The 8,499-nt window shown below is 73.6% G+C and carries 7 protein-coding genes; 4 read left to right on the forward strand and 3 right to left on the reverse strand.

What is annotated here, in order from left to right:
• Nucleotides 1-175 precede the first annotated feature (175 nt).
• Nucleotides 176-547, forward strand: a complete 372-nt coding sequence (locus VGD70_RS18255) for a hypothetical protein (protein ID WP_331082809.1) — start codon at nt 176-178, stop codon at nt 545-547.
• Between the two features lie 24 nt (nt 548-571).
• Here VGD70_RS18255 and VGD70_RS18260 read toward each other — a convergent pair whose 3' ends face one another.
• The 3 genes from VGD70_RS18260 to VGD70_RS18270 form a co-directional block, all read right to left on the reverse strand.
• Complete coding sequence (locus tag VGD70_RS18260) at nt 572-1,432, reverse strand: glycosyltransferase family 2 protein (protein WP_331082811.1); 861 nt, start codon at nt 1,430-1,432, stop codon at nt 572-574.
• Nucleotides 1,433-1,450: 18 nt separating this feature from the next.
• Entirely contained in the window at nt 1,451-2,599 is a 1,149-nt protein-coding gene (locus VGD70_RS18265) for a glycosyltransferase family 1 protein (protein WP_331082813.1), read from the reverse strand.
• Nucleotides 2,600-2,663: 64 nt separating this feature from the next.
• Nucleotides 2,664-3,794: a glycosyltransferase family 1 protein gene (locus VGD70_RS18270; RefSeq protein WP_331082815.1), complete on the reverse strand. Its 1,131-nt coding sequence runs from the start codon at nt 3,792-3,794 to the stop codon at nt 2,664-2,666.
• 24 nt (nt 3,795-3,818) lie between these two features.
• On the opposite strand from VGD70_RS18270, the gene VGD70_RS18275 reads away from it, so the two are divergent.
• Genes VGD70_RS18275 through VGD70_RS18285 form a run of 3 tightly spaced genes read left to right on the forward strand, consistent with a single transcriptional unit; the run spans nt 3,819 to nt 8,426 of the window.
• Nucleotides 3,819-4,778, forward strand: coding sequence for a glycosyltransferase family 2 protein (locus tag VGD70_RS18275; RefSeq protein ID WP_331082817.1), 960 nt, complete (start codon nt 3,819-3,821; stop codon nt 4,776-4,778).
• Nucleotides 4,779-4,837: 59 nt separating this feature from the next.
• Nucleotides 4,838-7,348 carry a glycosyltransferase gene (locus VGD70_RS18280; RefSeq protein ID WP_331082819.1) on the forward strand — a complete coding sequence of 837 codons (2,511 nt, stop codon included), beginning with the start codon at nt 4,838-4,840 and terminating at the stop codon, nt 7,346-7,348.
• Nucleotides 7,341-8,426, forward strand: coding sequence for a glycosyltransferase family 1 protein (locus VGD70_RS18285; RefSeq protein ID WP_331082820.1), 1,086 nt, complete (start codon nt 7,341-7,343; stop codon nt 8,424-8,426). Before VGD70_RS18280 ends, VGD70_RS18285 begins: the two co-directional genes overlap by 8 nt.
• The last annotated feature ends 73 nt before the right edge of the window (nt 8,427-8,499 follow it).

Genomic DNA, 8,499 nt, shown 5'->3' on the forward strand with positions numbered 1-8,499 from the left:
CTATTTCCGTTCTTCGCTGACGCGGCGAGCAGAAAGGAATACGCTGGGGCACGAACATCCACACGGCGCAGGGAGTGGTCGACGCATGGACCCGCGTGAACGGGCTGACGCCACACTGGCGCGGGCTCGGGCGCGAGGCGCCTTCGTGGTGACACCCGAAAGCGCCGTATCGCCGATGGACGCCACCAGCACGCTGCAGATCCCGAGAGCGGTCGTCTCGGCGAACGACGATCGCCATGCCGACCCGGACGCCACGATGGTGGTCCCCGGACCAGTGGCCCGCGGTCACGGACTGCTGTCGGCACGGTCGGAGGAGAACATCCCGGCCATCGCCCAGGAGGCCATGACCGACGTCGTGGGCACGCCCCCGGGGATGCGTTCCCGCCAGCGCAGGCTGGAAGACGCGAGGGCGAGGCAGCAACAGGCGGCGGTCCAGCGCCAGCCCGAGCCGCCCCTTCAGGAACCCGAAGAACTGGACGGCCTGGTCCCGACGACCAAGCAACCCCCGCAGACCCGCTCGAGCCTGTCCCAACGCCTGGACGGCTGACCGCGCAAGCGAAGCGAGGCGACGCTAGGCCTTGCGCGTCTCCAGCTTCAGGCGAGCCGCGAGACCGGCGCGCACGGCCAACCGAACCGGCGCCCAGCGCCACCCCCGGTGCCGGTCCGCGATATACCGGTAAGCACTCGAATGATGCGCCGCCAACATCGCATCCGACGACCGCGCCGTCGAATGGCCCTGAAGGTGCACGACCTCAGCCGACGGCACGTACACGTTCTGCCACCCGGCCCGCCCCAGCCGGTCCCCGAGATCCACGTCCTCGAAGTACATGAAGTACCGCGGATCGAACCCGTCGACCGAGTCGAAGGCCGAGCGCCGCATCAGCAGGCAGGACCCGGACAACCACCCGGCCTCCCGCTCGACAACGGACGTGGACGACTGCTTGTAGGCCTTGGTCCACGGGTTCGAGCGCCACACCCGCCCCACGACGGCGTGCCCGATCCCCCGCCCCAGCGACGGCACGAGCCGGGCCGACGGGTACACCGCCCCCGAGACCTCCTTGATCAACGGCCCGAACGCGCCACCCCGCGGCCACCGGGAAGCCGCCTCCAGCAACGTGTCCAGCGAGCCGTCGCCCCACTCGAGGTCCGGATTGGCCACGACGATCCAGCCGTAGGACGGGTCCAGCGACGCGACACCACGGTTGGCCGCCGTCCCGTAGCCGAGGTTGCCGCCGGTCCGGAGCAGCTCGACGTTGTCGCGGGTCGAGGCCGCCCGCTCGGGGGCGCCGTCGGTGGACCCGTTGTCCGCCAACACGACGTGGACCCGCCGGGACGTCGCCTTGGCCAGCGTGTCCAGGCACCGGTCGAGGGTCTCGCCCGGCGAGTAGGTCACGACGACAACGGCCAGCTCAGAGCCATAATCCGCAGACACGGCCTCTTATTCTGCCCGTCACCGCCCGCGGCGATGCACCCGGTGCGCCCGCTCGTAGGCCGACCGGTGCCCCTCGGCGCTCGTGAGCCACGAGAACTCCTTCGCCCGCCGCTCGGCCGCGGCCGCCAGCGAGGCACGCAGACCAGGGTCGTCGAGCAGCTCGCCCAGCGCCGCCGCGATGTCGCCCGCGCCGACGCCGCAGTACGCGACCGCGTCGCCGCCCACCTCGGGCAGCGCCAGGCGGCGGGTGGTCAGCACGCACGCCCCGCAGGCCATCGCCTCCAGGACCGGCAGGCCGAAACCCTCGCCGAGCGACGGGTACGCGACCAGCTCGGCACCGCCCAGGAACCCGGCCAGGTTCTCGAACGGCAGGTAGCCCGCGCGGATCACCCGCAGCCGGTGCGGCACGTCGTCGAGCGCGCGCTCCACCTGGCGGTCCCAGCCGGGCTGGCCGGCGAGCACCAGCGCGGGCGGGTCGGACCGGCCCCGGCACGCGGCCGCGAACCCGCGGATCAGCGCGGGCACGTTCTTGCGCGGCTCCAGCGCCCCGAGGAACGCCACGTAGCGCTCGGCCGGCCCGAGGCCGATGAGCGACCGCACGACCGCGACCTCCTCCGACGTCGGCAGGTGGAACCGCTCGCTGTCCACGCCGTGCTGGATGATCTCCAGCCGCCGCGGGTCGGCGCGGGCCACCCGCGCGAGCTCGGTGGCGGTGGCGGCCGAGGGCACGACGCACAGCGACGCACGCGCGAGCGCCGTCCGCGTCCACGCCCGGAAGAACCGCGCCTTGATCGAGTGGTGCAGCACCGCGTCGGTGAAGAACGTCGCGTCGTGCAGGGTCACCACCGACGCCGCCGGGTTGGCCAGCGCGGTCGTGTAGTGCGGCGAGTGCAGCACGTCCACGCCGAGCCGCCGGACCAGCCGCGGCAGCGTGGTCTGCTCCCAGGTGAGCCGCGCGGTGCGGGTGGCGTTGGACTCCGACGTCGGCACGATCCGCGAGCGCGGCGCGATGCGGCCGTACAGCTCGACGTCGCGCGGCTGGCACACCACGGTGATCGGCGCGCCGTCGGAGTCGAGCGCGAACACGAGCGAGTCCACGTAGCGCCCGACGCCGCCCCGATCAGCGGGCACGGCGGTCGCGTCGATGAGTACGCGCGGTTCGGGCACGTGTGCAGACTACGACTGTAAGCATCGCCGGCTTGCCCGACTGGGTGAAAAACCTACAGAACCGCTACCGGGTGCTCGCCATGTCGAAGAACCGCGTGTGCAGCCGCCACAGCTCCGTGGCCACGTGCTCCCACGTGAACGCCTCCGCGCGCAGCCGGCCCTGCGCCACCCGGCGCGCGGTGCCCGGGCCGTCGTCCAGCACCGCGCGCAGCGTCGCGGCCAGCGTCTTCGCATCCCCGCGCGGCACGACGACGCCGGTCCCGCCGGCGACCTCGACCAGCGCCGGCACGTCCGAGTGCACCACCGGCACGCCGACCGCCATCGCCTCGAGCACCGGCAGGCCGAAGCCCTCCGCCCGGCTCGGCACGGCGAGCACCGACGCGCGGCGCAGCACCACCGCGAGGTCCGCGTCGCTGAGCCGGCCCAGCACCCGCAGCCGCCCCGCGGCCAGGCCGTGCTTGTCCGCGAGCGCGGTGAGGTCGACCTCGCCCCACCCGTGCGGGCCGACGACGACCAGCGGCAGGTCCGGCGCGTACGGCTTGGCCATCGCCTCGATGAGCACGTCGAGGCCCTTGCGCGGCTCGACCGTGCCGACCGCCAGCACGAACGCGGACGGCAGGTGCAGGCCGATCGCGGTGGCGTGCTCCTGCGCCGGCTCGATGGGCGCGACCAGCGCGTCCGGCACCCCGTGCGGGACGACCGCGACCGTGGCCGGGCCCCGCGCGTACCGCTCCAGCTCCTCGGCCACCGCGACGGTCGGCACGACGATCGCGTTGGCCCGCTCGGCCGCGCGCTTGATCATCGTCTGGTGCCAGGCGGCGCCGCGCCGGGTGAGCGTCTCCGGATGGGTGAACGGCACGGTGTCGTGCACGGTGACCACGAGGCAGCGGCCGCGCCTGGGCGACGGCGGCGCGAGCGGGGTCGGCGCGTGCACGGCGTCGCCGCCCGGCCAGAGGTGCACGCCGCGCTCCCACAGCGCGGTGAGCGCGCGGCGGGGCAGCGGCAGCGCGCGGGGGCCCGCGACGTTGGGCACGTCGGCGGCCGAGAGGTCCCGGTGGGTCGCGGTGACGCCGGCGACGGTCCAGGTCGGCGGGGCGCTCCTGGCCATGGCCGCGACGAGCTCGCGCGTGTAGCGCCCGGTCCCGCCCGGGACCGGAGCCAACAGCTGCTCGGTGAGCACGACGAGCTCAGGCACGGGCACAGAGTACGGTCGAGCGCCGTGACCACCGGGAACGACACGGCAAGAACCACCGTTGTGGTGGTGACCTGGCGCGGCCGCGAGCACGTCACCGCATGCCTCGACGCCGTTGCCGGGCAGACCCGGGCGCACCGGATCCTGGTGGTGGACAACGCATCCGACGACGGCACCGCCGCGCTGCTCGCCGCCCATCCGTCCCGGCCGGCCGTCACCCGACTGGGGACCAACCTCGGCTACGCCGGTGGGCTCGCCGCCGCGCTGCCTGACGTCGGCACCGAGTTCGTGGCCTGGCTCAACGACGACGCCGTCCCCGCGCCGGACTGGCTCGCGCTGCTCGAGGACGCACTCGACAAGGACCAGGGCGCCGCCGCGGCGAGCGCGCGGATGGAGACGGCCGGCGGCGAGCCGATCTCGCTGGGCGTCACGCTCACCGCCGACGGCCACGGCGCCGACACCACCGACACCGGCACCGAGACCACCGGCGTGTTCGGCTTCTGCGGCGGCGCGGCCCTCCTGCGCACCGAGGCCCTGCGCCGCGTGGGCGGCGTCCCGGCCGAGTTCTTCTGCTACTACGAGGACACCGACACCTCCTGGCGGCTGCGCCTCGGCGGCTGGACCGTCCTCCCGGTGCCGGACGCCCGGGTCGTGCACCGGCACGGCGCCAGCTCGCGCCCCGGCTCGCGCGAGTTCCACCGGTGGAACGAGCGCAACCGGCTCTACATGCTCATCCGCTGCGCGCCGGCCGGGGTCGCGGCTCGCGAGTGCGCGCGGTTCGCCGCGCTCACCGCGGTCCTGCCGCTGCGCCGCCTCGCCGGCCGGAACCTGCCACCGGCGTGGAACTTCCGCACCGGGTTGCGCGTTCAGGTGCTCACGGAGGTACTGACCCGCCTGATCCCGCTGACCAGGCAGCGCCGGGCCATCACCGCGCGGGCCGTGGTGCCGCGCCCGGTGGTGTGGAGTTCGGCGAATCCACCGCGTTAACCGCTCGTCACGTGGTGTCATAGGGCAGGCTTACCCCACAACCACAGCGAGGAGCGCGCGTGCCCGAACAGGCGCAACGTCCGGCCGTCTCGGTGATCGTGGTCAACTACCGCGGCGCCGAGGACACCATCGCCTGCCTGCGCGCCCTGCGCGACGAGCTGGACTACCCCGCCGAGCTGCTGCAGCTCATCTGCGTCGACAACGACTCCGGCGACGGCAGCGCCGAGCGGATCAGGCAGGTGCCCGGTGTCGAGGTCGTCGAGTCGGGTGCCAACCTGGGCTTCGCCGGCGGCTGCAACCTCGGCGCCGCGCACGCCACCGGCACCGTCCTCGCGTTCCTCAACAACGACGCCCGCCCGCACGCGAGCTGGGTCAGCGCGGCCGTCGACGTGCTGCGCGCCGAGCCCACCGTCGCCGCCGTCGCCAGCAAGGTGCTCGACTGGGACGGCGAGATCATCGACTTCGTCGACGCCGGGCTCACCTGGTTCGGCATGGGCTACAAGCGCCACGCGGGCCAGCCCGACACCGGCGAGCACGACGTGGCCCGCGACGTCCTGTTCGCCACCGGCTCGGCGATGTTCGTCCGCGCCGGGGTGTACCGCGAGCTCGGCGGGTTCGACGAGCGGTTCTTCATGTTCTACGAGGACGTCGACCTCGGCTGGCGGCTCAACCTGCGTGGCTGGCGGGTCCGCTTCGAGCCGCGGTCGCTGACCTTCCACCGGCACCACGCCTCGATGTCCAAAGTGGACTCACCGGACAACGCGCGCGAGCTGTTCCTGCTGGAGCGCAACGCGTTGGCCGCGCTCTACAAGAACCTCTCCGACGCCACGCTCGCCAAGGCCCTGCCCGCCGCGCTCGCGCTGGCCGTGCGCAGGGCCACCGCCCGCGGCGACGTCGACCCGACCCAGCTGCGGATCGGCGGGCCGGACACCGGCAAGTCCACTGTGGAGATTCCCAGGACCACGCTGGCCGGGCTCCTCGCCATCGACCAGTTCGTCGAGCTGCTGCCCTCGCTCGCCGGCGCCCGGGAGACCGAGCAGGCCGCCCGGGTGCGCTCGGACGCGGACCTGCTTCCGTTGATGCGCAACGCGATGGAGCCCGCCTACCCGCTGCCCCGCTACCTCGCCGCGCACGACGTGCTGGTCGACGTGTTCGGGCTGGAGGAGGCGTTCGGCGGGCGCCGCAAGGTCCTCGTGATCACCGGCGACGCCATCTCCGACCGGATGGCCGGACCGGCGATCCGCGCGTGGAACATGGCCGACGTGCTCGCGGCCGAGCACGAGGTCCGGCTGGTCACGGTCAACCCGATGTGCGCACCGCCCGAGGCGCCGTTCGCGGTGCTGCGGGCCAAGCGGCGCGAGCTCGCCCCGCACGTGGCCTGGGCCGACGTCGTCGTGCTGCAGGGGCACGCGCTGGAGCTGGTGCCGGAGCTGAAGAAGCACACCTCGACCAAGATCGTGGTCTGCGACATCTACGACCCGATGCACCTCGAGCTCCTCGAGCAGGGCAAGGACGACACCGACGAGCAGCGCGCGCTGGACCTCATCGGCGTCACCAAGGTCCTCAACACCCAGCTCGAGCGCGGCGACTTCTTCCTGTGCGCGTCCGAGCGGCAGCGCCACTTCTGGCTCGGCCACCTCACCGCGCTCGGCCGGCTCACCCCGGCCCTCTACGACAGCGACCCCACCGTCCGCTCGCTGCTGGCGGTGGCGCCGTTCGGGCTGCCGGGCAAGCCCCCGCAGCAGGCCGCGTCGCCGATCAAGGGCGCGCTCGGCGACATCGCGCCCACCGACAAGGTCGTGCTCTGGGCCGGCGGGGTCTACAGCTGGTTCGACCCGCTGACCCTGCTGTACGCGGTCGAGCTGCTCGCCCAGCGGCGGCCCGACGTCCGGCTCGTGTTCCTCGGCATGCGCCACCCCAACCCCGAGGTGCCGGACATGGACATCGGCGGCCAGACCCGCGCGCTCGCCCGCCGGCTGGACCTCACCGACCGGCACGTGTTCTTCAACGAGACCTGGGTGCCGTACAACGAGCGGCAGAACTGGCTGCTCGACGCGGACTGCGGGGTCACCACGCACTACGAGCACGTGGAGACCACGTTCGCGTTCCGCACCCGGGTGCTCGACTACCTGTGGGCCGGGCTGCCGATCGTCACCACCGACGGCGACAGCTTCGCCGACCTGGTGCGCGCCGAGCGGCTCGGCGTCGTGGTGCCCGCGGAGGACCCGGCCGCGCTGGCCGACGCGCTCGAGCGCGTGCTCTACGACGAGGAGTTCGCCCGGGCCGCGCGCGAGCGGATCGCCGTGGTGCGCGAGCGGTTCACCTGGGAGACCGTGCTCGCGCCGCTCGTCGCGTTCTGCCGCAACCCGGTGCCGGCCGCGGACCGGCTGCCGGGCGCCGAGCCGCTGGTGTACAACAAGCCGCTGCGGGTGGGTGACGTCATCCGCCGCGACATCGACCTCGTGAGGTCCTATTTGGACACCGGTGGGCCCGGCGAGCTCACGAAGCGGGCGGCCGGGCGGGTGCGCCGGATCGCGCGGGAGCGCTGGAAGGGCCGCCAGGATGGCTAAGGGCGGGCCGATACGCGTGCTGCTCGACGGCACGCCGCTGCTCGGCAACCGGACCGGGATCGGCCGCTACACCGCCGCGCTCGCCGAGGAGCTCGCCTCGATGTCCGATGTGGACATGCGGGCGGTGGCGTTCACGTTGCGCGGCTGGCGCAAGCTCCGCAAGGTGCTGCCGCACGGCTCGCGGGCGCGGGGCATGCCGGTGTCCGCACGGCTGCTGCGCCGGTGCTGGCTGCGGGCGCCGTTCCCGCCGGTGGAGCTGTTCGCCGGGTTCACCGATGTCGTGCACGGCACCAACTTCGTGCTCCCCGCGGCGGTGCGTGCGGCCGGCGTGCTCACCATCCACGACCTCGCCTTCCTCGACGCGCCCGACGAGCTGCCGCCGAGCGACGAGTCGCTGCCGCAGCTGGTGGCGCGGTCCGCCGAGCGGGCCAACATCGTGCTCACGCCCACCCGGGCGGTCGCCGACGTCACCGCGGAGCGGCTCGGCATCTCGCCGGACAAGATCGTCGTGACGCCGCTCGGCGTCGACCCGGCGTGGTTCACCGCGCGCCCGCCCAGCGAGGCGCTGCGCAAGCGGATCGGGCTGCCGAAGGAGTACCTGCTGTTCGTCGGCGCGGCGGGCCCGCGCAAGGCGTTGGGCTGGCTGCTCAAGGCGCACGAGGCCACCGCGGACCTGCCGCCGCTCGTGCTGGCCGGCCCGGGCCACAACCGCGACGACGACCACGTCCGCTCGATCGGCTACCTGTCCGACGTGGACCTCCGCTCGGTCGTCGCCGGGGCGGCCGCGCTCGTCCTCCCGTCGCGTGACGAGGGCTTCGGCCTGCCTGTCCTCGAGGCGATGGCGTGCGACGTGCCCGTGGTCTGTTCGGACCTGCCGGCCCTGCGCGAGATCTCCGGCGGCCACGCGAGCCTGGTCCCCTACGGCGACGTGGAAGCGATGGGCGCCGCGCTGACCGCCGCCCTCGCCACGCCGCCGTCACCGGCCACGCTCGCCGCGCGGCGGGCGCACGCGTCGGAGTACACCTGGCGCCGCACGGCCGAGCTGACGGTGGCCGCGTACCGCCGGGCCATGGGCTAAGGCCTGTCTCGTAGATCATCATGTGAAGTCCCGCGCCGACCACCGGAACCTCAGGGGACCGTGACGACACCCA

This window comes from Actinophytocola sp. (assembly GCF_036402745.1).
GTDB lineage: Bacteria > Actinomycetota > Actinomycetes > Mycobacteriales > Pseudonocardiaceae > Actinophytocola.